Below are 554 nucleotides of genomic sequence, written 5' to 3'. Positions count from 1 at the left end.
CCGCCCGCCCGACTATGCCTGAAATAGCATCTGGCTGGGTCAATTCCTGATGAAAAACCCGGGTCAGTTCTCAGTGAAAATCAACAGTCCGCACCCTTTCGACCGAGATGCGGGAGTGTATGGGGCAACTGATCGGGGGCATGAAGGCGGTGAAGGCAATCGGCACGGCCATCGTGGGGCTGATTACCATCATCGGCACTGTAGCGGCCGCCCTGTTCGCCTATCCGCCTTTCTGTGACTGGTTTGCGCATTTCCTGCACGGTGGCCATCCATGATGCCGGGTGATGCCGGGCTGAACCTGTCTGACCTCAAGGCCCGCGTGATTGCCCCTACCCTGACCCTGATCGGCATGGGCGGCCGTGCCGCGGTCAACCTGCTGGCAGGTACAGCGCTGGCCGAAAGCGGTTGCCGCAGACTGGTGCAGGACGGCGGCGGCCCTGCCCTCGGTCTGTGGCAGATGGAGCCATTTACCCATGATGACATCTGGAAGACGTTCCTGCCCGGCAGCCAGATGGGCAGTCTGGTGGGCAGGCTCCTGTCCACACGGGGTAACT

Annotated in this window: 1 protein-coding gene and 1 pseudogene; both read left to right on the top strand. The window is 61.9% G+C overall.

The genetic code is table 11. The annotated features are described in order from the left end of the window. The first annotated feature begins 140 nt into the window (after nt 1–140). Complete coding sequence (locus DY926_RS18020; protein ID WP_274541807.1) at nt 141–275, top strand: hypothetical protein; 135 nt, start codon at nt 141–143, stop codon at nt 273–275. Continuing rightward, nucleotides 272–554, top strand: a pseudogene (locus tag DY926_RS13975) (hypothetical protein); the annotation flags it as partial. The gene DY926_RS18020 and the pseudogene DY926_RS13975, both read left to right, overlap by 4 nt.

Source organism: Komagataeibacter melaceti (assembly GCF_003403295.1).
Taxonomy (GTDB): domain Bacteria; phylum Pseudomonadota; class Alphaproteobacteria; order Acetobacterales; family Acetobacteraceae; genus Komagataeibacter; species Komagataeibacter melaceti.
Note: the sequence above shows the minus strand (reverse complement) of the source record. Positions and strands in the feature narration are given on the sequence as shown.